The organism is Burkholderia sp. RF4-BP95 (genome assembly GCF_001521985.1).
Taxonomy (GTDB): Bacteria; Pseudomonadota; Gammaproteobacteria; order Burkholderiales; family Burkholderiaceae; genus Burkholderia; species Burkholderia diffusa.
This window is the reverse complement of record NZ_LOSX01000036.1, coordinates 1-725: the sequence shown is the minus strand read 5'-3', so window position 1 is coordinate 725 and position 725 is coordinate 1. Positions and strand designations below refer to the sequence as shown.

Sequence of the window (725 nt, the reverse complement as noted above, 5' to 3'; positions counted from 1 at the left end):
GCGAATCTCGACGACGTGCTGTTCGATCAGATGGACGCGATCGGTCATGGATTCTCGGCGCAGGAAATCGAGTGGCACCAGGTCGAGAAGGTGTGGCTCCCGAAAACGCTCACCCACCGGCCGCAACGATGGTTTCGCACACCGCTGTATGACGGCAACGATCTGCGCCTGCGCGACAACTCGTCGGACGGTCAACCGCTCTGGCCGTTCGGCTGGCTCGTCCACAAGCATCGCGCGAAGAGCGGCTATCTGACCCGGGCGGGCCTGCATCGCGTGTTGGCGTGGCCGTACCTGTTCAAGACCTACGCGGTGTCGGACCTGGCCGAGTTCCTCGAAATCTACGGCCTGCCGCTGCGCGTTGGCAAGTATCCGCCGGGTTCGACGAAGGAAGAGAAAGCCACGCTGCTGCGCGCAGTGGCCGAGATCGGCCACAACGCGGCCGGCATCATCCCGGAAGGAATGTTGATCGAATTCCAGGAAGCGGCCGACGGCACGAAAGACCCGTTCGAGGCCATGATCAACTGGTGCGAGAAGAGCGTGTCGAAGGCGATCCTCGGCGGTACGCTGACTTCGCAGGCTGACGGCAAGACGTCGACGAACGCGCTCGGCAAGACGCACAACGAAGTGCGGCGGGATCTGTTGACGTCGGACGCGCGCCAGGCGCAGCGGACGCTCACGAACCTCTGCTACATGCTGTCGGCGCTGAACTTCGGCGCGTCCGATCC

Annotated in this window: 1 protein-coding gene; it reads left to right on the top strand. The window is 63.6% G+C overall.

The window, feature by feature from the left end; translation table 11 throughout:
- Positions 1 to 725, top strand: a 725-nt coding sequence (locus WS46_RS15015; protein WP_156443136.1) for a DUF935 family protein, incomplete at both ends; no start/stop codon positions are given.